Here is a 26,653-nt window from a genome sequence, read left to right on the forward strand (position 1 = left end):
GTGCCGCGTCCACGGTTCCTCGCCGAGCTCGACCGTATGCTCGCCGCCGGCACGGTGCTGGAGGCGGGCCCGGCGGCGTCGCGCGGCGGCCGCCGCTCCACGCTGGTGCAGCTCGACCCCGGACTCCGGTTCGCCGCCGTGGACCTGGGCGCCAGCTCGCTCGACATCGAGATCACCAACGGCGAACTGGAACCGGTGGCCTCCTACTCCGAGGCCGCCGACATCCGCTCGGGCCCGGTCGCCGTGCTGAACCGGATCAGCGAACTCCTGCACAAGCTGGCCGCGCAGGGCCACTGCGACCGGCTCGACGCCATCGGCATCGGCCTCCCGGGACCGGTCAGCTTCCGGGAGGGCGTCCCCGTCTCCCCGCCGATCATGGTGGGCTGGAACCGCTTCCCCGTACGCGACACCCTCGCCCGCGAGCACGGCTGCCCCGTGGTCGTCGACAACGACGTCAACGTGATGGCCCTCGGGGAGCGGCACAGCGGGGTCGCCCGGTCCGTCGACCATCTGCTCTTCGTCAAGATCGGCAGCGGGATCGGCTCGGGGCTGCAGCACCACGGCCGTATCTACCGGGGCGCCGAGGGGTGCGCGGGCGACATCGGCCACATCCAGGTCGAGGCGGAAGGCCCCGTCTGCACCTGCGGCAACACCGGCTGCCTGGAGGCGTACTTCGGCGGGGTCGCGCTCGCCAGGGACGCCACCGAGGCCGCCCGCTCCGGTCAGTCCCCGGCCCTCGCCGAACGGCTCGCGGCCCAGGGGACGCTGACCGCCGTCGACGTCGCGGAGTGCGCCGTCGGCGGGGACAACGCCTGCGTCAACCTCATCAGGACCGGCGGCCACCGCGTCGGACAGGTCCTCGCCACCCTCGTCAGCTTCATGAACCCGTCGATGATCGTCATCGGCGGCGGGCTCTCCGGGCTCGGCTATCTGCTGCTCGCGGAGATCCGCAGCGTCGTCTACCAGCGCTCACTGCCGCTGGCCACCGGCAATCTGCCGATCGTCATGTCCGAACTCGGCCCGCGCGCCGGGGTCGTCGGCGCGGCCCTCCTGGCGAGCGAACTCGCCTACGGCGGCGACTCCTGAGCGTGGCGCCGGCGTAACGGCCCCGACGCCGCCTTAACGGTCCCCGGCGCCCGACCGGCCCGGCTCAGACCGCGCCCCGCACCCCCGCCAGCGACCGGTACAGCTCGACATGGAGCCGCGCCGCCTCCCGCCACGTGTGGCGCGCGGCCAGCTCGCGGCCCGCCGCGCGCCGGGCCGGATCCGGCTCGGTGAGCGCGCGCCCCAGCTCCGCGGCGAGCTCCTCCGGGGTGCCCGCGAAGCGCGCCGCCGAGTCGAACACCTCGCGCAGCACCGGGAGATCGCGTACGACGAGGGGGACCCCCGCGGCCAGCGCCTCCATCGCGGCGAGTCCGAACCCCTCCTTCACCGACGGAAAGGCGAAGGCGTCGGCGGCGGCCACCAGCGCGGGCAGTTCGTCGTCGGGGACCGCGCCGAGGACGACGGGCTCGACCCCCAGCTCCGCCGCGCGCGCCTCCCAGCGGGCCCGGTAGTCCCGGTAGTCGAAGAGCGTCTCGCCGCCGGCGATCACCAGTTTCACCCCGGGGTGCCGGGCGCGCAGCGTCCCGTACGCCTCCAGCAGGTCCAGCGACCCCTTGCGCGGCTCGATGCCGCCGACGGTCAGCACGTACCGGCCGAGCCGGTTCTTCCAGCGGTCCCGCGCCGCCGGCTCCGTGCCCGCGAAGCGCTCGTACGCGACGCCGTTCGCGATGACCCGCGCGGGGAGGGACCAGCCGTCCGCGAGCTCGTCGGCGACCGTCCGCGAGACGCAGACGTGCGCGTACGGTTCGACCAGGGCACGCTCGTGGCAGGCGGCCAGCTCGGGCGTGGTGAAGTGGTCGATGTGGTGGACCGTCCGCACACACCGGCCGACCGCGTTGGCGCTGATGCAGTCCTGCGCGTGCACGATGTCGTACGCCCCGGCGCCCGTCGCCGCGAAGGCGGCCCCCAGCGTCTCGATCGAACGCAGCACGCGGGCGCCGACGCTCTCGCCGGGCGGCCCGTCGGGGAACGGCACGATCCGCACCCGGACGGACGGGTCCACCGGGCGGAAGAACCCGGAGTCGCCACCGCGCCCCAGCGACCAGACGGTGACGTCCTCCCCGGCGGCGGCCAGCGCCTCCGCCAGCGCCAGGGTGTGCACGACGCCGCCGCGCGGCTTGGTCGAGTAGCTGAGCAGGGCGATCTTCACGGGGCGGTCTCCCGGTAGGCGTCGGGGCGCCGTTCGCCGAGGTGGTGCAGGACCCGGCGGGCGCGGTCGAGTTCGGCGGCGAGGTCGGTCTCGGCGATGGCCAGCCCCGCCTTGGACCAGGTACGGGCGAGCACGTCGCCGCCCGGTCCCACCACCTTCGCCTGGCCGAGGAAGCGCATGCCGCCCATGGCGCCGGTCTGGTTGGAGGAGGCGAGGACGACCTGGTTCTCGGCCGCCCGCGCCTGGTCGTACAGGTCGAAGAGCTTCGCCTGCCGGTCGTGGGTCATGCGCGGCGCGCTGTTGGTGAGGCTGGTGGGCCACGCCGACAGACAGGCCAGGACCTGTGCGCCGTCCAGCGCCAGCGACCGCGCGGACTCGGGGAAGGTCTTGTCGTAGTCGATGAGCATGCCGATCCGGCCGACCGGCGTGTCGAACGCGTCGAACCGGTCGCCGGGAAGGTATGCGGTGACCTCGCCGGCCGGCAGATGCACCTTGCGGTGGCGGCCGAGCACCCCGTCCCCGCTGACGCAGACGGCTGCGTTGTACCGGCCGGCGCCGCCGGCGTCCTCGCAGTAGCCGACACAGACCACCATCTCGGCGGCGAGCGCGGCGACCCGGTGGATCAGCGGGTCGTCGGGGTCGAGCGCGGGCGGCAGCGCGCCCGGGTCGGGATCGCGCAGATCGGCGAGATAGCCGCCGAGCGCGGCGTCGGGCAGCACCAGCAGCCCGGCGCCCTCCTTGCGGGCCTTCTTGATCAGCGTGGCGATGCGCGCGAGGTCGAACTCCAGGTCGCGGCCGAAATGGGCGGCCACTGCCGCGATCCTGATGGTGCTCATGGTTCTCTCATCGTTCTTCGTCCGCGCCGCGGACGGCCTTCGGGTTCCACCGTCACGTTCTGCCGGTCCCCAGACTGTACGGATATGTCTCCGGCCGCCGGTCACGCAGGTGCCCCATGGAGCGGCGGGCGACCTCCAGCGCGCGGGCCACATCGAGCTCCGCCACCGCCAGGCCGGCCGTCACCCCGGTGTCGGCGACGATCTCGCCGCCCGGGTCCACGACCTTGGCGCTGGCGACGAAACGCAGCGAGCCGAAGGTGCCCGACTGGTTGGCGGAGAGCCACACGATCTGGTTCTCCAGCGCACGGGCCCGGTCGAAGAGGTCGAACCGGCGCTTCCAGCGGTCCTGGGCGAGATCCGTCGCGGCCTGCGTGCGCGCCCCCGGCCAGGCGGAGACACAGACGGCGATCTCGGCGCCGTCCAGCGCCAGGGTGCGCGCCGACTCCGGGAACGCCTTGTCGTAACAGATCATCATGCCGATCCGGCCGACCGGGGTGTCGAAGGCGTGGAACCGGCCGCCGGAGGAGTAGCTGGCGTCCTCGTTGAGCGGCTGGTGCACCTTGCGGTGGTTGCCGAGCACCCCGTCGCCGCTGACGCAGACCACACTGTTGTAGCGCTGCTCCCCGTCGGTCTCGCAGTAGCCCGCGACGACGGTCATCTCCCCGGCGAGCGAGGCGAGCCGGCGGATCTCGGGGCCGTCGAGCGCCAGGGCCGGCGGTCCCGGATCGTCCTCGGCCCCTTCGGCGGCCCCGTCGGCGGCGCCGTCCCCGTCCAGGCTGAGCAGATAGCCGCCGAGGCACGCCTCGGGCAGCGCGAGCAGCCGTACGCCCTCGCTCCGCGCCTCCTTGATCAGCCGCTCGGCGATCCGGAAGTCCTCCTCCAGGTCCCGGCCGAACGCCGCCGCCGCGGCGGCCATCCGCAGCGGGCCGCCGCCCCGCGAGCCGGCGGCTCCGGTACGCGTACGGTGCGTGCCCCGCAGGTCCGTCTCCGCGCGGTACGGGCTCGCGCGGTGCGCGCCCGGGGTGTCCGGGCCCACGCCGTCCGGACCGCCGTCCGTTCTCATCCGGTGTGTACTCGCGTAGTCCGTGGTCATGCGGTCCCCAATCCGGTCACCGAACCGGCGACCGCCTCCGTTATCTCTCCGTCGGGCCAGCGCAGTCCGACACCTTGTCCCGCTGTCAGCTCCCCGCACACCGCGCCCGTCGCGGGACCGGCGGAGAGCGGCGGCGCTCCCGGGGCGTCCGCGGTGAGCATCGCGAAGCCGGGGAAGCAGGTCAGCCAGTCACCGGCCGTGGCGCCGGCGGGGCGCGGCACGGCCGCCACGTCGAGCACGGCCCCGCAGCCGCTCGCCTCCGCGAGCATGCCGAGCGTCCCGGCGATCCCCGCCATCGACACGTCCTTGGCGGCGGCGGGGCGCGCGGCGGCCACCGCGCGGAGCATCGCGCGCAGCTCGTGCGGGCGCCGGCGCGTCGTCGAGTCCCACTGCCCGCCCGCGTATCCGGGCCGCCAGCCGCCGCCGAGGTCCACCGTCAGCCGTACGGCGTGGCCGGGGCGCCCGCCACCGCCCGGGACGGGCCGGTCCGTCACCCCGAGCGCCGTCACCGACAGCGCCGCGGGCACCCCGAGCTGGGTGTGCCCACCGAGCACCGGCACACCGTACGCGTCGGCCGCCCGCCGCAGTCCCGAGATCACCCGGGCGGCGTGCGCCGCGTCCCGCGCGCCCAGCGCGTCGAGCAGCCCGACCGGGGTGGCACCCATCGCGGCGAGGTCGTTCAGGTTGACCAGCACCGCGCACCAGCCGGCCCACTCCGGGTCACGCTCCACCATGGACGGCACGATCGCGTCACAGGCGGCGATCGTCTCCGTACCCGGCACCGGCGCGCCGTCGTCGCCGACGAAGCCCGCGCCGCCGGGCAGTACCCCGGCGAGCAGCGGGCCGAGCACGGCCTTGGTGGCCGCCGTGCGCGCGGCGATCCGGCCGATCGGCCACCGCATCAGCACATGCGGCGCCCCGGCGACCGTGGCGGAGCGCACCCGCCGCCAGCCGAGCCGCCCGAACAGCGGCTCGTTGCGGGTCTGCACGGTCGCCTCGAACCGCAGCGCGCCCTCCGCCTCGGCGCGCGCGCACGCCGCCCGGACCAGCGCGGCGCCGATCCCCAGCGGACCGCGGGCGCCACGGGCGACCACCAGCCGGCCGCCAGCCCACCAGCCCAGGTCGGGTCCGTCGGAGGCGGGACCGAGCCGGACCCCGCCGAGCACCGTGCCGGTCTCCCGGTCCCGCGCCACGAGGACGAGGGTGCGGGGATCGTCGTCGCGGCCGTCCAGGTCATGGCCGTCGAAGAGGCCCTGCTCATGGACGAAGGCGGCCCGGCGCAGCCGCCGGTACGCCGCCAGCTCGGGCGCCGCCACGGCCTGTTCGATGTGGAACCCGGGCTGTTTGGCCAGGGTGGAGCGGTCGCCGAGCAGCGCGAGGATGTCCTGCGGGAGGCCGTCGGCCGCCGCGATCCCCCCGCCGAGTACGTCCGAGGTGTCCGCCCCGCTCCGGCCGCTTCCGCCGTCGAGGCTGTACCCCTCGGAGAGCACGCCGCTCATCCGCCCGCCGTACGGAGCACGCTGCACGCCCCGCAGGCCGCGCACCCCGCCCCCTGGTCGGCGCCGGTCATGCCCGCGGCGCGCAGCTTCGCCGCGACGCCCTCGGTGACCCGGCGCAGCAGCTCGGCGTCGGGCGCGGCGACCCCGTCCCGCGCGGCGAGCGTGCCGCTCATCGGACGGAAGGGGACCACGAACGGGTAGACGCCCCGCTCGATCAGCGACCCCGCGCCCGCGATGAGTTCGTCGGGGTCCTCGCCCAGACCGACCAGCAGGTACGTGGAGACCCGGTTGCGCCCGAAGACCCGGACCGCCTCGTCCCAGGCCGCCTCGTACTCCGCCATCGGCACGGTCGACTTGCCGGGCATCCAGCGCCGCCGGACCTCGTCGTCAAGCGACTCGACGTGGATGCCGATGGCGGTCGCCCCCGCGTCGTGCAGCGCGCGGATCCAGCCCAGGTCGGCGGGCGGCTCGCACTGCACCTGGATGGGCAGATCCGGGACCGCCGCCAGCACGGCGCGGACCGACCGGACCAGGACGCGGGCGCCGCGGTCGGGGCCCGTGGTGGTGCCGGTGGTCATGACCATCTGCCGGATCCCGTCGAGCCGTACCGCGGCCTCGGCGACCTCGGCGAGCTGCGCCGGGGTCTTGGCGGCGACGGTCGCGTCCGCGCGCAGCGACTCCTCGATGGTGCAGAAGCGGCAGCGGTCGGACTCGGCGTAGCGGATACAGGTCTGCACGACGGTCGTCGCGAGGACGTCCGCGCCGTGCAGCCGCGCTATCCGCTCGTACGACACGCCGTCGGCCGTCGTCAGATCGTAGAACCGGGGCCGCTGGACGGGTGTCAGCGTCAGCCCGGTGTCGGTGAGTTCTCCGTTCTCGTCGCCGAGCCATACCCGGCCGTCGCGCACGGTGTAGGGGCTGTCGGGGTTGCGCGGCAGCGCTGCGCCGGCACCGTCGACGGGGCCTTGCCCGATCAGGAAGTGACCGTCGTCGCTTGGTCCCGCGCCGTCCGGCCGCCGCACCGGCGCCTCCAACGACACACCTTGCAGGGCGAGTTCGGCACGAGTCATGATCCGTACATCAACCGCCGTCGATTCGGTGCCAACGCTCATGGCGCGCCTCTCAGAGCTGGTAGGTGGAGTTGATGATGGCGCCCTTGCGGGCGTAGTGGATCAGGGCGTCCTGGACATCCAGCGGATGGGTGGGGATCACACCTTCGATCAGGTCCTCCTCACGAGCGCCGTGGAGCGAGAGACCGAAGCGGCAGCAGTACGCCTTGCCGCCCTCGGCGATGAACGTCTTGAGCTGGTTGTTGATGTTGTGCTCGCCGGGGAAGGCGGAGTTGCCGACCGTCGGGAAGCCGCGCGTGGCCAGACAGTTGAGCGAGCCGGGCCCGTAGAAGTAGATCGCGGTCTCGAAGCCCTTGCGCAGCGCGCGGGTGGCCTGGAGGACGGCGACGAACGACACCGAGGACTCGTGGGCGATGCCGTGGACGAGCGTGAAGTACGACTCGCCGTTCTCCGCCCGGTAGTCGGGGAACACCTTCGTGGAACCGTAGATGCTGGACCCCTCGGGGAGGGAGGGGTGCGGTATCTCCGACAGCGACTTCTGCTCGACGTCGGTCAGTTCGGCGGTGGACTCGGACATGAGGGTCTCCTTCGGCAGGTACGGAGGTTGAGCGCGTAAAGGCTGGGGCAGGGATGGGGAGGGAGCTGCGGGCAGGTGGAGGGGCGGGGGATCGGTGGACGCTCCCGCGGCTGTCGGGCCGTCGGAGGCGGGTCGGTACGCGTGGGCCGTCACCTCGGCACGCGGGCCGGTGTGCCGGTCGGCGTGGAGCCCGCCGTGCGGTACGGCGGGCAGGTTTGCGGGCGGGTCGGCGGGCGGCGCGCCGCGCCGCCGGAACACACCGAACAGCACGGTCGAGACATCAGCCAATCGGCGGGTCAGCCCCATAGCGGCTTCACCACATCACATCCTCAATCTCAGTCTTAGAGTGCGGCCTCAGTCGTAGAGCGCGGCGAACGTGTCCCGGAAGACCAGCCCGCCCAGTTCGCCGTCGCCCGCGGCGGCGGCCAGCCGGGCGTGTTCGCCCGCGAAGTCGCCCCACGGCTGGTCACTGGCGAAGAGCACCCGGTCGTGGCCGATGCCGCGGTGCTCGATCTCCCGGACCAGCCACAGCGGTGCGAAGCCGATGGCCCAGGAGAGGTCGGTGTAGACGCGCTTGCCGGCGGCGATCCAGTCGAAGAAGCGCGAGCCGACCAGCTTGATGTGGCCGCTCATGCCGCCGCCGAAGTGCACCAGGTGGACCGGCACCCGGTCGGCGTACCACTCGACGAGATGGCCGACCTCGTCGATGTCGGAGGCCGCGCCCGGCGAGGTGTGGACATGGACCACCAGACCGTGGCGCTCCGCCTCGTGGAAGATCCGGTCCAGCATCGGCCGGCACGCGGGATCGGTGGCGCGCCCGCCGAGCAGGAAGCTGAGCTTGAGCGCCCGCACCCCGTCCTCCCCGGCCAGCGCCAGGGCGCGCGTGGTGCGCTCCTCGTCCTCCGGGCGGGGCGAGACCCACAGCCCGGCCCGGATCCGGTCGTCGCTCTGCGCGGCCTCGATCACCAACTCGTTGAAGGAGAAGGCGACATCGGGATCCGGCACCCCGTAGTTGGGAAGGACCAGGGCCCGTTCCGTACCCTCGGCGTCGAGATCGGCGAGGAGCTGCTTGACCGTGGTACGGGCCGTGGTGTCGGGGTTGACGGGGGGCCCGCCGTAGAAGGGGTACGGGGGGAGCACACCGAGATGACGGTGTGCGTCGTGCAGCATGATCCGGTGACCTTCCTTGCTCCGGTGGTCTTCGCTCAGCCCACGGGAAGCGCGGCGGTGAGCGTGGTGGGCGCGCCGGTGATGGTGCCGCACACATCGGCGAGCCGGCGGCTCGCCTCGATGTGGTCCGCGAGGAACTCCGCGTCCCTGCCCACCGATTCGAACCGTCCCGATCCCCAGGTGAACTGCCAGGGCAGCCCCAGGAAGTACAGGCCGGGGGAGTTGGTGACACCGCGCCGGTGCATCGGGTAGCCGCGCCCGTCGAAGACCGGGGTCTCGATCCACCGGTGGTCCCGGGAGAAGCCGGTGGACCACACCACCGAGGTGATCCCGGCCGCCGCCGGATCGAGGGAGGCGGGCTGCTCGGCGGGCTCCCACACCGGTGCGTAGCGCTCCTCGACCGGCGCGTCGATGCCCCGGGCCGCGATGTGCGCGTCGATGGAGTCCTTGATGGAGTCGGCCACGGAGTCGGCCCGGTCGAGATTGACCTTCAGGTCGTCCGCGAAGTCGAGCACCGTCCCCCGCACGCCGGTGAGCCGCCCGTACAGCCGCATCCCGTCCCGCGCGAAGGCCCGCAGATCGATGTCGCGCCCGCCGTCGCGGCCGGTCACGTAGTGGTTGACCCGCATCCGTACGGAGGCCGCGTCGTCGAAGTCGTCGATGGTCCTGGAGTAGTGCCCCATGTCGTCCAGCCACGCCACGCAGTCCCTGCCCCGGTAGAAGCGGGCGACGCGCGGGGCGCTGCCGACGGAGAGATGGACTTGCCGCCCCGCCAGATGCAGATCCTCCGCGATCTGGCAGCCGGACTGCCCGGTGCCCACCACCAGCACACCGCCGTCGGGCAGTTGCCCGGGGTTGCGGTACTGCGAGGAGTGGATCCGGTGCATCGCGGCCGGCAGCCGCTCGGCCATCCGCGGCACCGATGTGGTGTGATACGGACCGGTGGCCACGACGACCTGGTCGGCCGTCAGGATACCTGCGGTCGTGGTGAGTTCGAATATCCCGGCCTTGGTGCGCCGCAGCCGGGTGACCTTCACCCCCTCCACCAGGGGCGGGCGGAAGAAGGCGACGTACTCCTCCAGGTACTGCACTATCTCGTCCCGGCTCATGAAGCCGTCCGGGTCGGACCCCTGGTACGGGTAATCCGGCAGCTTGCACTGCCAGTTGGGGGTCACGAGACAGAACGTGTCCCAGCGCCGCGCACGCCATTCGTTGCCCACGCGGTGCGACTCGATCACTATGTGGTCGATCTCGCGCTCGCGCAGGCAGTAGCTGACCGAGAGCCCCGCCTGGCCGCCGCCTATGACCGCCACCGGATAGTGCGCGCCGTCCACCTCCGGGGTCACCGCTCACTCCCGTCGGCGTTCAGCAGCGCCTCCACGGTGACCAGGGCCGGTGGTTCGGCGCGGTACGTGGCGGCGATGCCCTCGATCCTGGCGAGTTCGGCCGCGGCGGCGGTGCACGCGAAGCCGAACTTCTCCCGTACCCGGTCGCTCGCGATACCCAGAGCCGTCCGGCTCCGCTCGACGAAGTCGGGGACGGTGTACGTGGCCCCCGCCGCGAAGTACTCCTCCACGACGGTGGAAGGGGAGTAACAGCGCTGGATTTCACCGTCCGGCCAGCGCACCCGGACGTACATCTCAGGCAAGGGGTCCTCCAGGCGAGGCGCCGAGGTCTTGTCACCTCGCCGCTGCTTGCGAACCCCCATTCAACCAGAGGGAGTTACCGAAATGAATCATCCGGAATAAAGGCGTGTTACGGAATCCTCACAGCCTGTTTGTCTCTCAGGCAAAACCGAGGTCGTCGCCGGTCGGCCCCGGTCGCGACGCCGACCGGGCGCGCGGAACGCCGAGTTGGGGGACCGGCACCGTCAGGCCGGGCGGCGGGGAAGGCCAGTTGACCGAGGGGGACGGCCGGTCGGGCGGGGGAGATGGCCAGTTGGCCCGGCGGAGGTGGCCGGTCGGCCGGGAGAGATGGCCGGTCGGGCGAGGGAAATGGCCGGTCGGCCGACGCGCGGCGGCCGGGCCCGCCCCTAACGTCGGTGCCAGACCCGGTCGCGGAGCACCGCGGCCTCCCGGCCACCGGTCCGCACCGCCGGCCGCCGGCCACCGCACCCGAGGGGATCCCTTCCGATGACAGAGCAGCCGACGCCCGCCGTACCCGACGCCGCCGCCCACCCCACGGAGTTCGAGGCCGACGTCATCGACCTGCTCACGGAGACCGTGCGCGAGGCCACCAAGTGCGAGAGCCGGACCGTCGGCACCGAGCACCTGGTCCACATACTCGTCATGGGCGACACGCCGGCGGGCGAGGCGGTCGCCACCAACTGGCGCCACGCCGGGGGGCTCGGCGGCATCATCGGGGCGCTCACCTCCCCCGACAACCCCCGGCCCTGGGTGCACGACGACACGGCCGCCGGCTCCGATCCCCTGCCGCCCCATCCCGGTGACGAGGCCGAGGCCGACGCCGTATGGCGCGAGGCCACCTGGCTCGCCACGCACAAGTCCGGGCGCGGCACCGCCCCCGAGGCCGACGCCCTCCCGCCCGAGCCGTCCGGGGCGCTGCGCGCCTGCCTCCTGCGCGCCCTGCGGCTGGCCCGCCGCGAGGGAACGCCCAGCGTCCGCTGCCGGCACATCGCCCGCGCCCTGTTCGAACTCACCGACAGCCGGGCGCTGGAGGCCATGACGCTGGAGCGGATCGACAAGGCCGCCGTCTCCGCCGCACTGGACGCCCTGGACGCGGGCGCCGCCAAGGAACCGGACTTCCCGGAGCCCCGGAGTGTCAAGGGGATGCGCGGTACGGGCGTGCTGGGCGAGAGCGGCGGGCTCTCCCGCGTCCTCCTGTCCTGGATGTTCCGTATGGGCCCGGACGGCGACGGGATGATCACCTCGGTGTTCGGGGAGGCCGAGCGCCAGACTGTACGGCGCGGACACGGCGTGATCGAGCCGGTGGACCTGCTGCTGGCCGTCATGGCGCTGGACCGGGCGCTCACCCTCACCGGCCGCTCGTTCCCGGAGGCGACCGCCGCCGTCAACGCGGGCGCGGAGCTGCTCCGTACGCACGGTGTCCGGCCGGTCTCCCTGCTCGGCGCGGCACGGGCGGCCGTCCCCGCCCCGGCCCCCGGCCCCTTCCCCGCCCCCACCGACGTGCCGCGCTCGCCCGCCATCGAACGCGTCCGGTCCGTCACCCAGCTCACGGTGGCCGAGCGCGGCGAAGCCACGGCCGGAACCGTCCACCTCCTGGCCGCCCTCCTCGCCGACGACGAGGGGGAGGCTGCCCGGCTGCTGCGCGCGGACGGGGTCGACGTGGCCGGACTGAAGGCCCGGCTGAGCCCGAGCCCCGGCGCGTGAGGGCGGGAACCCGCCGTCCCCCGGCCGGTCCGGCGGACGCTACGGTCCCGGGGAGAAGCATGACGAGGAGCGAGGCAAGGGTGCCGGTGACACGGATACGGGAGCGTGCCCGGCGGGGCGTGCGGAAGGTGTGGAAGGGCGTCCGGCGCGAGGCGGTGGAGTGCGCGACGGACCTCCGCGCCGCCCCGCGCCGTACCGTCGTCACCGAGGCGCTGGCCTGCGTCCTGGTCGCCGCCCTCGCGCTGATTCCCCTGACCTACCTGCCCGAGGAACTGGTCGAGGACCGGCCGGTCTTCGCCGCCCTGGAAGGGCTGTGGACGGTCGTGCTGGTGCTCGGCCGGCACCGCCACCCCGCGCTCGCCGTGGCCGCCACGGCGCCGCTGCTCGTCGGCTCCAGCGTGTGGATCCTGGCGGCGGTGCCCCTGATCGTGGTGTCCGCCACCCGCCGCGTCGCCCCGCGCCGCGCCTGGCAGGCCGCGGGCGTGGCCTCCGCGCTGGCCGCCGTCCTGCCCGTGGCGGTGGTGCTGGTGACCGGCGGCCGGACGGCCGACGACCCGATGACCGAGTCCCTGACGTGGCCCGAGATCGTGGCGGGCAACGCACTCTCCGTGGCGCTGCTGCTGGTCCTCCCCACACTGGCCGGCACCCTGCTCGGGCAGCGGCGGCCGCTCGTCAGCCTGCTGCGGGAACGCAACGCCTATCTGGAGCAGGCCCGTTCACTGACGGCGGTGGCGGCGCGGATGGAGGAGCGGAACCGGATCGCCGGGGAGATGCACGATCTGCTCGGCCACAAGCTGAGCCTGATCTCGGTGCACGCGGGAGCACTCGAACTGGCCGCGGCGCGGCAGGCGCCGCCACTGGCCGGACAGGCCGAACTGCTGCGCACCACCGCGGGCACGGCGATGGAGGAGCTGCGCGAGATCCTCGGGGTGCTGCGGCGCGAGGAACTCCAGGACCCCACCGTGGAACCCGGCGGCAGCCGGGGCACCCACGACGACATCGCCGCCGTCGTGGCCGAGTCCGCGCAGGCGGGCATGGCGGTCACCCTCGACTGGTCGGGCGCCGACACGGCCGACGCGGCCCCGCGGACCCGCCAGGCGGTGCACCGCCTGGTGCGCGAGTCGCTGACCAACGCGCTCAAGCACGCCTCCGGGGCGCCCACCCGGGTGGAGGTACGGCACGCCGACGGCCGGATCGCGGTCTCCGTGACGAACGAGGCGCCCCGGGTGCCCCGCGCGCCCCGGCCGGGAAACCGCAGCGGCCTGGTCGGCCTTGAGGAACGGATCTCGCTCCTCGGCGGCTCGTTCGGCGCGGGCCCCCTCGCCTTCGGCGGGTTCCGGGTCGAGGCCCTGCTGCCCACGCAGCCGGAACAGTCCGTACGCCCGGAACAGCCCGTACGCCCGGAACAGCCCGTACACCCGGAACAGCCCGTACGTACGGACCGGTCCGGGCGTACGGCGGACGCCCGGGATGGAGCCGGGGACCGGAGCGCGGCCGGGGCGTACCCTCCGCTCCCCGCCGCGGTGCTGACCTGGCCGCGGGTGCTGGGCGCCGGCTGCGCGGCGGCGGTGGTCATCCTGCCCACCGTGGCCTTCCTCGTGATCCTGCTGGTGGTGGCGGCCCTAAGATGAGGCGATGATCCGAGTTCTCATCGCCGACGACGAGACCCTGATGCGCGCCGGCATCCGGCTGATCCTGGCGAACGCGGAGGACGTCGAGGTGGCCGCGGAGGCCGCCGACGGACATGAGGCGGTCGCCGCGTGCCGGGGCCAGGACATCGACGTGGCCCTCCTCGACATCCAGATGCCCGGCAAGGACGGCATCACCGCCGCCGAGGAGATCGCCAGGACCTCGCCCCGTACCCACGTGGTGATGCTGACGGCCTTCGGCGAGGAGCGGAGTGTCACCCGCGCCCTGCGGGTCGGCGCGACCGGCTTCCTGCTCAAGGACACGGGCCCGGCCGAGCTGATCCGTTCGGTACGGCTCGCCGCGGACGGCGAGCCCGTACTGGCGCCCCGGATCACCCGCCAACTGCTGGAACGGCACGTACGGTCCGGCCATGAGGCCGAGGCGGCCCTGCGCAGGACCGACGGGCTGACCGCCGCGGAGCGCGAGGTCCTGGGGCTGCTCGGCACCGGCCTCTCGAACGGCGAGATCGCCGACCGGCTCCATCTGAGCGCGAGCACGGTCAAGGCCCACATCAGCCGCATCCTGACCCGCACCGGCTGCGCCAACCGCGTCCAGGCCGCCGTCCTCGCCCATGACGCGGGACTGCTCACCGAGGGCTGACACGGACGCCGCCGAAGGTGCGAAATGCCGGGCCGGCGGTCCGGTGTCAGTAGAACTCGACGGTGTTCACGCGGTTGAGCAGTTCCCGCCCGTCCAGGAGCCGGGTGGCGTTGGCCGCGAAGAGTTCGGCGATGAGCCGGTCCTCCGCGGGGTCGAGCGCGGCGGTGTGCGGGCTCACCAGCACCCGCTCGTGGTCCCAGAGCGGACTGTGGCCCGGCAGCGGCTCCGTCTCGAAGACGTCCAGCGCGGCGAAACCCACCCGGCCGGAGTCGAGCGCGGCGACCAGGGCCGCCTCGTCGACGACGCTTCCCCGGCCGACGCTGACGACGGTGGCCCCGGGGCGCAGGGCGTCGAAGAACCGCGCGCCGAGGAGGTGTTCGGTCGCCGGGGTGCCGGGGAGTGTGTTCACGACGGCGTCCACCACCGGTGCCACCTCGACGATACGGTCGGGACGCACCACGGTGGTGACACCGGTGACACCGGCGACATCGGTGCCATCGGTACCGGCGTTGACTTCGGCGCACCTCCTGCTCGTGCCGATGACGGTCGCGCCCAGCGCGTGCAGTTTCGCCGCGACGGCCCGGCCGATCCCCCCGAGGCCGAGCACGAGCACCGTCTGCCCGCTCACCTGCCGCATCGTCCAGCGGCCGCTCCACTCGTGGCGGCGCTGCTGGCGGGCCAGGCGGGGCAGGTCCTTGGCGCCCGCGAGCACCCCGAGGACGGCGAACTCGGCGAGCGGCCCGCCGTGCACACCGGCCGAGGTGGTGAACCGGACCCGGTCGAGCTCGTCGTCGCCGAGCCCGGCGGCCCTGACCTGGCTCCCGCCGCCCGCGGCCATCGTGTGCACCCAGCGCAGCCGCGGGTTGGCGCGGACCGTTCGGGCCAGGGCGGACGGGGACACGTCGGGGATGCCGTAGAGGGCGTCCGCCGAGTCGACGGCCGCCTCGTAGGAACGCTGCTGCGCGGGGGTGCGCCGCCACGACGGATCACCGGCGAAGTCGGCGGGCCAGCGCATCGGGGGCAGGAGCGTGTGGTCGACGACGAGGTCGATCCGCGGCTCCAGCTCCCGGACGCGCGCGCAGTTCTCCTCGGACAGCGGTGCGGCGACCACGACCCTGAGCCGGTCCTCCGCCCGGTCCTCCGCCCGGCCCTCCGCTCCGTCCTCCGCCCGCTGTCGTGCCGTACTCACGCGAGCCTGCTCCGCGTCTCCGCGACCTCGGCGTCCAGCGCGGCCTCACGGGCGACGATCTCCTCGACCGCCGTGAGCGCCTCGTCGGCGCGGTGCGGCGGGATGACGATGACGCCGTCCTCGTCGGCGGCGACGATGTCCCCGGGATGCACCACGACGCCACCGATCGCGACCGCTTCGCCGATCGTGCCCGGCCCGTTCTTGAACGGGCCGGCGGGGGTGAGCCCGCGCGCGAAGACCGGGACGCCGAGCTTCTCGATGATCGCGCCGTCGCGCACATAGCCGTCGACGACCGCGCCGACGGCGCCGTAGAGCGCGAACCGCTGGGCGAGGTTGTCGCCGACGATGGCGCGGCCGTCGTAACCGAAGGCGTTGACGACCACCATGTCACCGGGGCGGATGTGTTCCAGGGCGGCGATCACGGCCTTGTTGTCGCCCGCGACGGTGAGCACCGGGAGCGCGGTGCCCACGGCCCTGGCGCCGGTCCAGATCGGTGTGATGCCCCCGTCGGCGATGTTCAGCCGGTCGAGGGCGTCACCCAGGTTGGCCACGGAATGCTCGCGGAACCGGTCGAGCACAGCGGGGTCGACGCGGTCCCACGCGGTGTGTACGCGCACGTTGTCCTGGGGCATCACGGTCTCCTTCGGATGCGGATGGTGGGGAGGTGAGGGGAGGCGGGGCAGTACGGGAGCTGGATGTCGTCCGTGCCGGTGCGCGCCCCGGCGCCCGGGCACGGCCCTGGGGCCGTCGGGTATCCCGTCAGGTCCATGAAGTGCGAAACCTTTCGCGTTTCGCCGGGGACAGTCTGCATCCATCCGTGTCACGAGGCAAGGGTCGAAGGGAGGTGTCCCCCCGGGTCGGGTGGTGCTTCGGTGGGACCGTGCGGCCGACGGTGCGGCCGGCGGCCCGTCGGAAAATCCGCGACGGTGCCGGAAGATCCCCTGGTGGCCGGGGTGGGAGTCCGCCGGAAACGCAAGGTTGACAAGGGGGTAACGCAAGTCCTTGACCGCTCCCGGAATGCGAATCTATTCTCATTCGCGATTCGAGTCGCAACTTGGCTCCGGCACTTCTCCACGGCCCCGCGCCCTGAACCTCTCCCCCCAACCCCAGCCGGTGAACGGGTCCCCGGAGGGGGCCGAGCCGCACCACTCCGCCGAGACACCGTCGTCGCCTTCCCGTGAGGACCCACGAAGACCCACGAGAACGCGCAACGCCGGTCGTACGCCTCGGCGCAGGGGCGACTGCCGACTGCGACCACGTTCAGCGCACGATTCTCAGGACACCGTTCCAGGAGTCCGCGACACCGAAAGTGAACGTATGACAACGTCAGATCGGCTCGACATGACGTCAGACCGGCACGGGACCATGTCGGTTCACTCCGCCCCGGCAGAGGCCGACGTCGTCACCGCGAACGGCAAGGTCGTCCGCAAGGCCACGGTCGCCGGCGCGGTCGGCTCCTTCGTGGAGTGGTACGACTACGGCATCTACGGCCTGCTCGTCACCTATCTCGCGATCAACATCATGGGCGAGGCCGAGGCCGGAGGGCTCTTCCTCACCAACGTCGGCTTCCTGGTCAGCTTCATCGCGCGTCCCTTCGGCAGCGTCATCTGCGGATACCTCGGGGACAGGATCGGCCGCAAATCCCTGCTGGCCACCCTCCTGGTGCTCATCTCCGCCGCGACGGCGGCCATCGGCCTCATCCCCTCCTCCGCCGTCATCGGTGTCTTCGCGCCCGTCCTCCTGGTCCTGCTCCGGGTGCTCCAGGGCTTCTCGGCGGGCGGCGAGGTGGCCGGCGCGATGTCCTTCGTCGGCGAGTACGCGCCGGACGCGCGCCGCAACTACATGATGAGCTTCATCGCCGTCGGCTCGTTCGTCGCCCTCATGTTCGGCAGCGCCTTCTCCGCCGTACTCATCACGACACTCGGCGACGACGCGATGACCTCCTGGGCCTGGCGGGTTCCGTTCCTCCTCGCCGTCCCGCTCGGCTACATCGGCTTCTACATCCGCCGCCAGCTGGAGGAGACCCCGCACTTCACGGCGCTGCGCGAACAGAACACCGTCGTACGCAACCCGCTGAAGTCGGCGCTCACCAACCCGCGGCACCTGAAGGCGATCGCGCTCACGATCTTCCTCCCCGCGCTCAACGGACCCGGCTACTACCTGCTGTTCGTGTACATGCCGACGTACCTGAAGACCTCCCTCGGCGCGCACAACTTCCCGATGCTGCGGGCGCTCATGGTCACCGCGGTCAGTCTGATCGCCATCGTGATCTGTATCCCGCTCATGGCCCGGCTGTCGGACCGTATCGGCCGCAAACCGGTGCTCACCCTCTCCGCGGTCGCGACGGCCGTGGTCTCCTACCCGATGTTCCTGCTCATCACGACCGGCGAGTTCGGCCTCGCGTGCATCGGCACCACCGTGCTCGCGATCGCGTTCTCCGGCCACGCGGCGGTGGTGCACACCGTGCTCGCCGAGCTGTTCCCGACCACCGTGCGCTACTCCGCGTACAGCATCGGGTTCAGCATCTCGACGATCATCTTCGGCGGCAGCGCCCCGCTCCTGATGACCACACTGATCGAGTCGACCGGATCCAACCTGATCCCCGCGTTCGCCGCCATCGTCACCGCCCTGATCACCCTGGTCACCCTCGCGTTCCTGCGCGAGACCAAGGGCCGACCGCTCGCGTCCCACTGAACCGCACCAACTCCGGGAGACACCATGGGAATCAACTCGGTAGCCGTCGTCGCCGACCTCGGCGAGAGCTTCGGCAACTACACGATCGGCGCCGACGACGCGCTGCTCGGCCTCGTCACCTCGTCCAACATCGCCTGCGGCTTCCACGCCGGTGACCCGCGTGTCATCGACCGTACGGTCGCCGCGTGCGTGGCCCGCGGCATCGAACTCGGCGCCCACCCCGGCTACCCCGACCTCGTCGGGTTCGGCCGCCGGCTCATCGAGGCGTCGGAGGAGGAGATCCGTACCGACGTCCTCTACCAGCTCGGGGCGCTCGACGCCTTCGCGCGGGTCCACGGCGGCACGATCAGCCATGTCGCCCCGCACGGCCGCATGGGCTCGATCGCGCAGACCGACGCCAAACACGCCCGCGCCATCACGGACGCGGTCGCCGCGTACAACCCCGACTACCTCGTCATCTGTCAGCGCGGCCTGCTCGCCGAGGAGTCGCGCAAGCGGGACCTGAAGGTCGGCTACGTGTTCCTGGCCGACCGCGGGTACGGCGACGACGGCATGCCCGTGGCGCGCTCGCACGAGCAGGGTCTGGTCCACGACCCCGCGCTCATCGGCGAGCGGGCCGTCCAGGTCGTACGGGAGGGCACCGTACGCTCCGTCAACGGCAACGTCGTGCCGCTCGGCCACGACGCCGATGTGCTGTTGCTGCACGGCGACCACCCCACAGTGCTGGAGAACGGCACCGCGCTGCGTGCCGCACTCGACGCGGACGGCATCCGTGCCACGGGACTGCGGGACGTCCTGGCCGAGAAGGCCGGGGCCGCGCTCACCCGTTGAGGGGTGAGGGCGCGATCTCCATGGACACCGCACAGTTCGCCACCGTCGCGATCACCGTCGAACCCTTCGGGGACTCGGCGGTGATGGTGACCGTTCCCGAGGCCGACCCGGCGGTCCGCAGGGCCGCCGTCACCGCCTTCCGCGACCGGTTCCTCGCCGACCGCCCACACGGAGTGCTCGACGTCGTCTCCGGACTGGAGTCGCTGCTCATCGAGTTCGACCCGCTGGAGACGGCGTTCCAGCACATCGCGTACGCGGCCCGGCTCCTGGCGGAACGGATACCGGCCGGCGATCCGGCCCGGCCGCGTCCGGTCCACCGGTTCGCCGTCCCGGTCGTCTTCGACGAGGAGGCCGGACCCGATCTGGCGTCCGTCGCCGAGGAGGTGGGCCTGGCCCCGGCCCAAGTGGTCGCAGCCATCGTGGAGTCCACGTTCACGATCTCCCTCCTCGGCGCGGCGATGGCTCCGATGATGGACGGGCTCCAGGTGCCGGGGCCGGTACGCCGGCGCGCCGAGCCGCGTACGGATGTCGCGCCCGGAGCGATCATGATCGCGGGCACCAACGCGATCATCCAGCCGTTCCCGGGCCCGACCGGCTGGCGGGTGGTCGGGCGCACCCCGCACACCATCGTCGACATCTCCCGCCCGGACCCGGTCTCGTTCGGCACCGGGGACCTCGTCCGGTTCGTCCCCGTCACCCGGGACGAGGCGGCGGCGCTGGACGCGGGGTTCCTGCTGCCGGTGGAGGTACGGACATGACGGCCGTGGGCCTCGGCATCACCGGTACGGGGTGGGTCACGACGTTCCAGGACCTCGGCCGCCGGGACACCGAGCGCCGCGGTGTGCCCACCGGCGGGGCGGCCGACCAGCACTCCGCGGCGGTCGCCAACATCCTCGTGGGCAACGCGCGCGGCGCGACGCTGATCGAGAACCTCGGCGGCGAACTGGCGCTCGTGCCCGACGGGGACGTCCTGGTCGCGGTGACCGGCGCGCCCGCCCGGGTGACCGTCGGCGACATACCGGTCGACAGCTGGACGCCGCTGGTGGTGCCGGCCGGGCACGAGATCAGGGTCCGCTGCGACCTCGCCCGGGGAGCCCGCGCCTATCTGGCCGTGAACGGCGTGATCGCCGCGCCGGTCTTCCTCGGCAGCGCCGCCCCGGACGCGCGGATGGGGTTCGGGCAGCTCCTCGGCAGAGGGACGGACGTACTGCTGGAGACGGAGTTCCGGGGTTTCGGCCGCGGGGTCTTCCGGCCGCCGCTGTTCCGGCTCCCCGTTCCGGTCCTGCGCTGCCCGGAGGGGCCCTGGAACATCGATGTCGTCGAGAGCGGCGGGATCCACACCATCCCCGGGGTCCGCGAGGTGATCGAGGCGTCGCCTTATGTCGTCACCGCCCGCTCCAACCACGTCGGCCTGCGGCTCGACGGGCCGGTGCGCCACCCCGACACCGACACCGAGATCGTGTCCCACGGGGTACCGGTCGGGGCCCTCCAGATCCCGCACGCGGACGAGCTCATCGTCCTCGGCCGATACCGGAGCCTGACGGCCGGTTACCCGATCGTGGGCGTCGCCTCGCGGGCCTCGCTCCCGCTGCTGGGGCAGGCAGGACCGGGCCGGGAGCTCCGCTTCCGCTGGGTCGACCGCGAAACCTCGCTCCGTGCCCACGCGGAACGGGAGGCCGAGGTACGGGCGCTGGAGCGCGCGGTGGCCCGGGCGCTCGGGGCCCTCGGCTTCGCGGCGCCCTTGTCCGCCACCAGGTGAGAAGCTATTCTCATTTGATATTCACATCTCATATCGCGCATCTCATGTCTTCTGTGGAGGAGGAACGGTGACGTCGACCGGCAGGACCGCGCTCATCACAGGAGCCGGCAGCGGAATGGGGCGGGAGACCGCCCGGCTTCTCGCCCGGGACGGCATCACCGTCGTCCTCGTCGGCCGCCGGCAGGAGGCGCTCGACGACGTCCGGGACACGATCCACACCGAGGGCGGAACCGCCCACGCGATCGCGGCGGACATCACGCGCGCGGACGACGTGGCGCGCCTCGTCGACCGCGTCCACGCCGAACTCGGCCCGGTCGACGTGCTGATCAACAACGCGGGAAGTTCCTCGTCCGTGCTCAACCCGCAGTGGCTGCCGCACGACGAGTGGCGCCACGTCCTCGACGTGAACCTCACGGCGGTCTTCCAGCTCACCCAGGCCGTGCTCCCGGACATGCTCGGCCGCGGCACCGGGACGATCGTCACGGTCTCCTCGCTCGCCGCCGTCAACCCCAACCTGCTCGGCGGGGCCGCCTACGGCGCGGCCAAGGCCGGTGTCCGCAACTTCATGACCTTCCTGCACAACACCTTCCGCAACCAGGGGCTGCGGGCCGTCACCGTACTGCCCGGCGAGGCCGACACCCCCATCCTCGATCACCGGGCCCGGCCGCCGGCCGCCGAGGAACGCGCCCACATGCTGCGCCCCGAGGACGTGGCGGAGGCCGTCCGCCTCGCGGTCACGCTGCCCCAGCGGGTCGTGCTCCAGGAGATCGTCGTGGCCCCCACCCGGCAGCGCGACACCTCCGCCGACCTTGAGATCAGCCGCTGGGCGGGGGCTCCCGCCGGCGCCGCACCCCACGCCTGACCCTCTCCCGCCTCCAGGAGGAGCGCATGCCGTCCACCACCGCCACCCCGCTGCCCGCCTTCACGCCCGCCGGAGCCGTCGCCCGGATCGCCGCCGCCTCCCGCCGGACCCAGCAGCCGCAGTCCGGCGGCGATCTCGTCTCCCTCGCCATGGGCGAGCCCGACTTCGACACCCCCGAGCAGGTGGTCGAGGCGGCCCACGCCGCGATCCGCGCCGGACGCACCCACTACTCGCCGCTGCTCGGCGAGCCGGCGTTGCGCGAGGCGCTCGCCGAGAAGCTCGCGGGCATCGCCGGGGCGCCGGTCTCCGCCGCCGACATCCTGATCACCCAGGGCGGAACCGCCGGTCTCGCCGCGTCGATCCTCGGGATCGTCGACCCCGGCGACAAGGTGGTCGTACCCGACCCCACGTACTCCCTCTACGCCGACCTGGTGCACATGGCCGGAGGCGTCGTCGTCCCCGTCCCGCTCGCGCCGGACCTGCACTGGGACCTCGACCGGCTGGCCGACGCCCTCGCGGGCGCGAAGCTCTTCGTGTTCTGCAACCCGGTCAACCCGACCGGGATCGTGCACGGCCGCGAGGAACTCGACGCGCTCGCCGGCCTGCTCGCGGGCACGGACACGATCGTCATCTCGGACGAGGCCTACGCCGACCTCGACCACACCGGCCGGCCCTTCACCTCCACGGTCTCGGTCGACGGCCTGCGCGACCGTACGGTCTACTGCCAGACGTTCTCCAAGAGTTACGCGATGACCGGCTGGCGGGTCGGCTACCTCTGGGGCCCCTCGCCGCTCATCCAGGCGTCCGCGCGGATCCACAACACCTTCAACGGGTCGGTGAACACGGTCGTCCAGGACGCCGCCCTCGTCGCGGTGCGGACCTGCGACGACGACATCGCCAGGATGCGCGCCGCGTACGAACGCCGCGGCGAGCTGATGCGCGCGGAACTGGCCGCGGTCCCCGGCCTCACCCTGAGCGCGCCGGAGGGGGCGTTCTACCAGTTCCCGCGGTACGACCTCGACCTGCCCTCGGCGCACGTCGTCGCCGAGCTGCGCGCGCACGGCGTCGCCGTCCGGCCGGGAAGCGAGTTCGGCGCCCGGGGCGAGGGGCACCTCCGGCTGTCGTACGCTGCCAGCCCGGAGTCCATCACCGAGGGCGTCCGCCGGCTGGCCCGTGGCCTCTCCGCCCTCCGGTGAACCCGCCGTCCCACACGCAACGGGGGAGTCGTCCCATGCGCAGCGACACCGAGCGCAACCGCAGGCACCTCATCAAGGCCGCCGCGCTGCTGTTCGAGAACTCGCCGACACCGGTCAGTCTGGCCGAGATCGCCAAGCACGCGGAGGTGTCCACCGCGACCGCCTACCGGCACTTCTCCTCCGTCGAGGAGATCCTGCACGCCTTCCGTGCCCAAGTCGGTTCCGAGCTGCGCGACTTCAGCGCGCGCCAGACCAGCAGGGGCATGGCCAGGCTGGAGGAGGTGTCCCGCTACTGGGTGTCGCTCGTCCTCGAACACGGCGGCGCCATGGCGCAGATGCGCTCGCACCGCGGCTATCTCGAACGGCTGCGTGAGGGCACCGGCTATCTCGCGCCCCAGGCCGAGGCGCTGGCCGAGCCGCTGCGGCAGACCACCGAGGAACTCGGGCTCGGGGACCTCGGGGACGAGGCCCTGTTCCTGTGGAACGCCCTGTTCGACCCACGGGACATTCTCGACCTCATCAAGAGCGGACACCCCGAGGAGGAGGCCGCGACCCGGCTGGTGGCGGCCCTGCGCGGCGCCCTGATCGGCTGGTCCACGGCGGCGCGAGATCACTGAGCGTCTAAGCTCTGGACCAAGGCTTCAGTTTGGGACGGGACCGGTACCGGTACGCGCGCCCCGGCGTCGCGCCGGCCGCGCTACCTGGGAGGAGCGAAGATGGCACCGCAGAACTCTCCAGAAGATCGTTTCAACACCGGGGAGGCGCACTCCGCGCGCGTGTACGACTACATCCTGGGCGGCAAGGACAACTACCAGGTCGACCAGGAGGCCGGCGACTCGATGTGCCGGGAGTGGCCCGCGCTCCCCATCCACATGCGGGCCAACCGGGAGTTCATGCACCGCGCGGCCCGTCACCTGGCCGAGGAGAAGGGCATCAGGCAGTTCCTGGACATCGGTACGGGCCTGCCCACCCAGCCCAACATGCACGAGGTCGTCCAGACGGTCGCGCCCGACTCCCGGGTCGTCTACGTCGACAACGACCCGATCGTCCTCGCGCACGCCCGCGCCCTGCTGACCAGTGCTCCCGAGGGCCGTACGGCCTACATCGACGCCGACATGCGGGACCCGGACGCGATCATCGGCTCGCCCCAGTTCCAGGAACTGCTGAACCTGCGCGAGCCGGTCGGTCTCATGATCATCGGGATCCTGCACTTCATCCTGGCGGACGACGACGACCACGGCCTCGTCCAGCGCCTCCTCGACCCGCTGCCCTCCGGCAGCTACCTGGCGATGACCATCGGCACCGCCGACTTCGCCCCGGTGGAGGTAGGTCATGTGGCCGAGGAGTATGCGAAGCGCGGCATGCCCATGCAACTCCGTACGCTGGCCGAGGCCACCGCGTTCTTCGACGGTCTGGAGCTGATCGAGCCGGGCGTGACCCAGGTCCACAAGTGGCGTCCGGACGTCGGTCAAGTGGCCAGGGACGACCGTGACATCGCGATGTACGGCGCCATCGCCCGCAAGAGCTGACCCGCCGCGCCTCGCGCCATGGCCAACTGCCCAGCCGAACGGGCGCGTTGCGGCGGCCGGCCTTCACCCCGGCCCTGGACGGCGAGGGCGGGGGAGAGCCGCTCCTGCCGAATCTCCCCAGATTCTCCCCAGGGCTGATCGAGACCGACTTCCTGTTCCTATGTCGACATGGCATCGGTCGTTGATTGCAAGGCGACCGGCTTGGAATGCTTGGGAAAGTTTCGTCAACGCTTGCTGTGACTCGCCCTATCGCAACCTTGCGTGAGGGCGGTCTGCTCCTGGGGATGGTCGAGGGCGACGGTCTCGGCACCTACGAAGTAGAGTTCAGCGGCCGACGATTGCCGACCGGAAGAACTTGACAGACCATGAACGTGGCATCGAACCCTCCGATCTATGACCAGCTTCTCCGCGAGCACGGGGACGTCGTCAGCGAAGCCCGCGAGGCGGCCCACCAGACGACCCGGCAGGCGGAACACGTGCTGGACTGGAGCGGGCTGCACCGGCGGTTCCCCACCGAGCCGGCGCGCCGCGACTGAGCCGTCACGACCGGGTCGCGTCACGACCGGCCCCGTCACGAACGGGGCGTGTGACGGGCCCGCCGCCGCACCACCGAGCCGCCCCGCGCCACCGCGCGGGGCGGCTCGGGCGCGTCGCCCCGGGGGCGTACCGGCCTGACGGTGCCCCGACGCTCCCCGGAGTACTGTGAAGATATCGAGGGTATGTCGCCGTCGGCCGCTTCGCCGGGGGCGTTCTCGATGAAGTACGAGGTCGGAGGCGCGGCCTCCAGGAGGCGTGGTCGGCATGATCGCGGCAACGACGTATGTCCGTGGCGGATGACTTCTCACAGAGCCCGGTCGGGGCCATCGGCAGGGTCACCGTCCCGATCCCGCCGAACGGCCCCGGCGAGGTGCTGGTGGCCGTACGGGGCGGCTCCGAGGCCTACGCGGCCTGGGCGGACGGTCCGATCGGCAAGGACCGCCGGGTGATCGTCGTCGAGTCGATCTCGGCCCGCTCGGTGATCGTGGAACTCCTCCCCTCCTGAAGGACGCACTCCACCACGGCGGAAGCCGTACGCGCGGCGGCACCACAGCGGTACCGGCGTACACGCAGTACGACAGGAGCACACCATGCTGTTCTGGCATGTTCCCGCGCCCAACGAGGCGATGCTCATCTCCGGCTCCAAACGGCAGGCGCAGGACACTCAGTTCCGGATCGTCACGGGACACGGCAGTTTCGTGATGCCGGTCAAGCACAAGGTACGGATGCTCTCCCTGGCGCTCCGCGAGGCGGAGATCGTCGAGGACTGCGTCACCCAGCAGGGAATCCGGCTCAACGTCCGTGCGGTGGCCGTGTTCAAGGTGGGTGACGACACCGTGTCGATCGCCAACGCGGCCCGGCGCTTCCTGGCGGAACAGGACCGGATGGAGGAGCTGGTGGGCCGGATCTTCGCCGGTCACCTCCGCTCCATCGTCGGCGGACTGACGGTGGAACAGATCATCCGCGAGCGCGACCGGGTCGCCCAGGAGGTCAAGCAGGGCAGCCACAGTGAGATGGAGAAGCTCGGCATCGTCGTCGACGCCCTCCAGATCCAGGAGATCGACGACGCCACCGGCTACATCGAGAACCTGGCCGCCCCGCACGCGGCGGCCGTCGCAGGCCAGGCGCGGATCGCCCGGGCCAAGTCGGATCAGGAGGCGAGCGAGCGCGAGCAGCAGGCCGCCGCGCTGAAGGCCGAGTACGAACGGGACACCGCGATCAAGCGGGCCGGTTTCCATGCCGAGACGGAGCAGGTCAACGCCCGCGCCGCGCAGGCGGGACCGCTGGCCGAGGCGCGGGCCTCGCAGGAGACCATCGAGCAGCAGACGGCCCTGGCGCAGCGTCAGGCCGAGCTGGCCGCGCAGCGGCTGGAGGCCGAGATTCGGCGCCCGGCGGACGCCGAGGCGTACCGTCAGCGCACCCTGGCGGAGGCCGCCAGGGACCGGGTGAAGTTCGAGGCGGACGCCTCCGCGTACAGCGAGCGCACCCTCGCCCAGGCCCAGGCCGACGCGAACACCGCGCGCGCCGAGTCGCTGAAGGACGGCAACCAGGAGCTCATCGCCGCCAACCGCACCGTCGAGAACCTGCCGGCGCTGGCCGACGCGGCGGCCCGGGGCATGGCGGGTGCCCACCTGACGGTCCTCAACGGCACCGGCGGCGTCAACGACCTGGCGGCCGGACTGGTCGGGCAGGGCATGGCCATCCTCGACTCGCTGAAGGGCGCGTCCAAGGACGGCAAGGACGCCCGGACCCCGGGCGCGGCCCCGGGCCCGAGCGGGAAGCCCACGCTCCGGGTCACCGAGACCCGGCGCGAGGAGCCCCGGCACCGGAGCGGGAGCGCGTGACGGGCCCGCGCCCCTGACGGAGACGGCGGCCGGAGCCTGACGCCCCGCAGCACGTGCACACCGTACGGGTGCTG

At 72.6% G+C, this 26,653-nt stretch carries 26 protein-coding genes; 15 read left to right on the forward strand and 11 right to left on the reverse strand.

Annotated elements, in window-relative coordinates; translation table 11 throughout:
- On the forward strand, window positions 1–1,086 hold a 1,086-nt coding region (locus tag ACFTZC_RS29090), incomplete at its 5' end, for an ROK family protein (RefSeq protein WP_382894673.1).
- Between the two features lie 64 nt (window positions 1,087–1,150).
- Here the strand turns inward: ACFTZC_RS29090 and ACFTZC_RS29095 are convergent.
- The 9 genes from ACFTZC_RS29095 to ACFTZC_RS29135 form a co-directional block, all read right to left on the reverse strand.
- Window positions 1,151–2,254, reverse strand: coding sequence for an MSMEG_0565 family glycosyltransferase (locus ACFTZC_RS29095; protein ID WP_382894675.1), 1,104 nt, complete (start codon window positions 2,252–2,254; stop codon window positions 1,151–1,153).
- Window positions 2,251–3,090 (reverse strand): carbon-nitrogen hydrolase family protein, encoded by an 840-nt coding sequence (locus ACFTZC_RS29100; RefSeq protein ID WP_382894676.1) that lies wholly within the window; start codon window positions 3,088–3,090, stop codon window positions 2,251–2,253. Before ACFTZC_RS29100 ends, ACFTZC_RS29095 begins: the two co-directional genes overlap by 4 nt.
- A gap of 52 nt (window positions 3,091–3,142) precedes the next feature.
- On the reverse strand, window positions 3,143–4,183 hold the full coding sequence (locus ACFTZC_RS29105; protein ID WP_382894678.1) for a carbon-nitrogen hydrolase family protein: 1,041 nt from the start codon (window positions 4,181–4,183) through the stop codon (window positions 3,143–3,145).
- Window positions 4,180–5,682: an MSMEG_0567/sll0787 family protein gene (locus tag ACFTZC_RS29110; RefSeq protein WP_382894680.1), complete on the reverse strand. Its 1,503-nt coding sequence runs from the start codon at window positions 5,680–5,682 to the stop codon at window positions 4,180–4,182. The genes ACFTZC_RS29105 and ACFTZC_RS29110 overlap by 4 nt, the downstream gene beginning before the upstream one ends.
- Complete coding sequence (locus ACFTZC_RS29115) at window positions 5,679–6,752, reverse strand: MSMEG_0568 family radical SAM protein (protein WP_382894682.1); 1,074 nt, start codon at window positions 6,750–6,752, stop codon at window positions 5,679–5,681. The genes ACFTZC_RS29110 and ACFTZC_RS29115 overlap by 4 nt, the downstream gene beginning before the upstream one ends.
- A 52-nt stretch (window positions 6,753–6,804) precedes the next feature.
- Entirely contained in the window at window positions 6,805–7,329 is a 525-nt protein-coding gene (locus tag ACFTZC_RS29120; RefSeq protein WP_365816046.1) for an MSMEG_0572/Sll0783 family nitrogen starvation response protein, read from the reverse strand.
- Window positions 7,330–7,683: 354 nt separating this feature from the next.
- Entirely contained in the window at window positions 7,684–8,499 is an 816-nt protein-coding gene (locus ACFTZC_RS29125) for an amidohydrolase family protein (protein WP_382894684.1), read from the reverse strand.
- A 35-nt stretch (window positions 8,500–8,534) separates the two neighbouring features.
- Complete coding sequence (locus ACFTZC_RS29130; RefSeq protein ID WP_382894686.1) at window positions 8,535–9,845, reverse strand: MSMEG_0569 family flavin-dependent oxidoreductase; 1,311 nt, start codon at window positions 9,843–9,845, stop codon at window positions 8,535–8,537.
- A complete protein-coding gene (locus ACFTZC_RS29135) occupies window positions 9,842–10,138 on the reverse strand; it encodes an MSMEG_0570 family nitrogen starvation response protein (RefSeq protein ID WP_365816078.1) in 297 nt (98 codons plus the stop codon). Before ACFTZC_RS29135 ends, ACFTZC_RS29130 begins: the two co-directional genes overlap by 4 nt.
- 493 nt (window positions 10,139–10,631) lie before the next feature.
- Between ACFTZC_RS29135 and ACFTZC_RS29140 the strand changes: the two genes are divergently transcribed.
- From ACFTZC_RS29140 to ACFTZC_RS29150, 3 genes are read left to right on the forward strand one after another with little or no spacing between them, the layout of a single operon-like run.
- On the forward strand, window positions 10,632–11,849 hold the full coding sequence (locus ACFTZC_RS29140; protein WP_382894688.1) for a Clp protease N-terminal domain-containing protein: 1,218 nt from the start codon (window positions 10,632–10,634) through the stop codon (window positions 11,847–11,849).
- 59 nt (window positions 11,850–11,908) lie between these two features.
- On the forward strand, window positions 11,909–13,480 hold the full coding sequence (locus ACFTZC_RS29145; protein ID WP_382894690.1) for a sensor histidine kinase: 1,572 nt from the start codon (window positions 11,909–11,911) through the stop codon (window positions 13,478–13,480).
- Window positions 13,481–13,484: 4 nt separating this feature from the next.
- On the forward strand, window positions 13,485–14,138 hold the full coding sequence (locus tag ACFTZC_RS29150) for a response regulator (RefSeq protein WP_382894692.1): 654 nt from the start codon (window positions 13,485–13,487) through the stop codon (window positions 14,136–14,138).
- Window positions 14,139–14,184: 46 nt separating this feature from the next.
- On the opposite strand, the gene ACFTZC_RS29155 is transcribed toward ACFTZC_RS29150, so the two are convergent.
- Together ACFTZC_RS29155 and ACFTZC_RS29160 are read right to left on the reverse strand one after the other, a co-directional pair.
- Window positions 14,185–15,327 carry a D-2-hydroxyacid dehydrogenase gene (locus ACFTZC_RS29155; RefSeq protein WP_382894694.1) on the reverse strand — a complete coding sequence of 381 codons (1,143 nt, stop codon included), beginning with the start codon at window positions 15,325–15,327 and terminating at the stop codon, window positions 14,185–14,187.
- A complete protein-coding gene (locus tag ACFTZC_RS29160) occupies window positions 15,324–15,959 on the reverse strand; it encodes an RraA family protein (RefSeq protein ID WP_382894695.1) in 636 nt (211 codons plus the stop codon). Before ACFTZC_RS29160 ends, ACFTZC_RS29155 begins: the two co-directional genes overlap by 4 nt.
- A 685-nt stretch (window positions 15,960–16,644) precedes the next feature.
- Here ACFTZC_RS29160 and ACFTZC_RS29165 point away from each other — a divergent pair.
- The 11 genes from ACFTZC_RS29165 to ACFTZC_RS29215 all read left to right on the forward strand — a co-directional run bounded on the left by ACFTZC_RS29165 (window position 16,645) and on the right by ACFTZC_RS29215 (window position 26,579).
- The gene (locus ACFTZC_RS29165; RefSeq protein WP_382894697.1) at window positions 16,645–18,021 is read left to right on the forward strand and encodes an MFS transporter; all 1,377 of its coding nucleotides are present in this window, start codon (window positions 16,645–16,647) and stop codon (window positions 18,019–18,021) included.
- Window positions 18,022–18,045: 24 nt separating this feature from the next.
- Window positions 18,046–18,852 (forward strand): 5-oxoprolinase subunit PxpA, encoded by an 807-nt coding sequence (locus ACFTZC_RS29170; protein ID WP_382894699.1) that lies wholly within the window; start codon window positions 18,046–18,048, stop codon window positions 18,850–18,852.
- Window positions 18,853–18,872: 20 nt separating this feature from the next.
- Window positions 18,873–19,610: an allophanate hydrolase subunit 1 gene (locus tag ACFTZC_RS29175; RefSeq protein ID WP_382894701.1), complete on the forward strand. Its 738-nt coding sequence runs from the start codon at window positions 18,873–18,875 to the stop codon at window positions 19,608–19,610.
- A complete protein-coding gene (locus ACFTZC_RS29180; protein ID WP_382894702.1) occupies window positions 19,607–20,611 on the forward strand; it encodes a biotin-dependent carboxyltransferase family protein in 1,005 nt (334 codons plus the stop codon). The genes ACFTZC_RS29175 and ACFTZC_RS29180 overlap by 4 nt, the downstream gene beginning before the upstream one ends.
- A gap of 67 nt (window positions 20,612–20,678) precedes the next feature.
- Window positions 20,679–21,473: an SDR family oxidoreductase gene (locus tag ACFTZC_RS29185; RefSeq protein WP_382894704.1), complete on the forward strand. Its 795-nt coding sequence runs from the start codon at window positions 20,679–20,681 to the stop codon at window positions 21,471–21,473.
- 26 nt (window positions 21,474–21,499) lie between these two features.
- Window positions 21,500–22,669: a pyridoxal phosphate-dependent aminotransferase gene (locus ACFTZC_RS29190; RefSeq protein ID WP_382894706.1), complete on the forward strand. Its 1,170-nt coding sequence runs from the start codon at window positions 21,500–21,502 to the stop codon at window positions 22,667–22,669.
- 35 nt (window positions 22,670–22,704) lie between these two features.
- A complete protein-coding gene (locus ACFTZC_RS29195; RefSeq protein ID WP_382894708.1) occupies window positions 22,705–23,286 on the forward strand; it encodes a TetR/AcrR family transcriptional regulator in 582 nt (193 codons plus the stop codon).
- Between the two features lie 99 nt (window positions 23,287–23,385).
- Window positions 23,386–24,198, forward strand: coding sequence for an SAM-dependent methyltransferase (locus tag ACFTZC_RS29200; RefSeq protein ID WP_382894710.1), 813 nt, complete (start codon window positions 23,386–23,388; stop codon window positions 24,196–24,198).
- Between the two features lie 365 nt (window positions 24,199–24,563).
- Complete coding sequence (locus tag ACFTZC_RS29205; RefSeq protein ID WP_382894711.1) at window positions 24,564–24,734, forward strand: hypothetical protein; 171 nt, start codon at window positions 24,564–24,566, stop codon at window positions 24,732–24,734.
- A 284-nt stretch (window positions 24,735–25,018) separates the two neighbouring features.
- The gene (locus ACFTZC_RS29210) at window positions 25,019–25,240 is read left to right on the forward strand and encodes a hypothetical protein (RefSeq protein WP_365816062.1); all 222 of its coding nucleotides are present in this window, start codon (window positions 25,019–25,021) and stop codon (window positions 25,238–25,240) included.
- A gap of 85 nt (window positions 25,241–25,325) precedes the next feature.
- On the forward strand, window positions 25,326–26,579 hold the full coding sequence (locus ACFTZC_RS29215; protein WP_382894713.1) for an SPFH domain-containing protein: 1,254 nt from the start codon (window positions 25,326–25,328) through the stop codon (window positions 26,577–26,579).
- Window positions 26,580–26,653 lie beyond the last annotated feature (74 nt).

It is taken from the genome of Streptomyces sp. NPDC056987 (assembly GCF_042673865.1).
Lineage (GTDB): Bacteria > Actinomycetota > Actinomycetes > Streptomycetales > Streptomycetaceae > Streptomyces.